At 70.7% G+C, this 618-nt stretch carries 1 protein-coding gene; it reads left to right on the top strand.

Features of this window, described 5'->3' with window-relative positions:
- Positions 1–618: sugar isomerase (locus JCM19049_RS16890; protein ID WP_279403492.1), on the top strand; the 618-nt coding region annotated here is incomplete at both ends.

Here is a 618-nt window from a genome sequence, read left to right as displayed (position 1 = left end):
GGGCGTGACCGACGCCTTCGCCGCCTCGGAGGCCCCGTTGGCCACGCGCGACTACGATGCGCTGGTGGCCATCACCCGCTCCGGCACCACCTCCGAGGTGCTGGACCTGCTGGAGCAGTTCGGCGGCCGGCTGCGCACCATCGCCCTGGTCGGTGACATCGACTCGCCGATCGCCTCCAAGGTCGATGCGATGATCGCCCTGCCGTACGCCGATGAGCAGTCGGTGGTGCAGACCCGCTTCGCCACCACGGCCCTGGCCTACCTGCTCTCCAGCACCGGGATGGACCTGGAGCCGGCCATCGCCCAGGCCACCGAGCTGCTGGGGCAGGAAACCGAGCAGGCACTGATCGACGCGGAGCAGTTCACCTTCCTGGGCCGCGGCTACAGCGTCGGGCTGGCCCATGAGGCGGCGCTGAAGATGCGTGAAGCCGTGCAGGGCTGGACCGAGGCCTACCCGGCCATGGACTACCGCCACGGCCCGATCTCGATCGCCGCTGCGAACCGGGTGACCTGGATGCTCGGGGAGCAGCCCGAGGGCCTGGACCAGCAGCTGGCGCCCACCGGCGCGCTCTACCTGAACCGGGACCTGCACCCGCTGGCCGAGCTCGCCAGATCCAC

It is taken from the genome of Arthrobacter sp. JCM 19049, from assembly GCF_001310435.1.
Note: the sequence above shows the minus strand (reverse complement) of the source record. Positions and strands in the feature narration are given on the sequence as shown.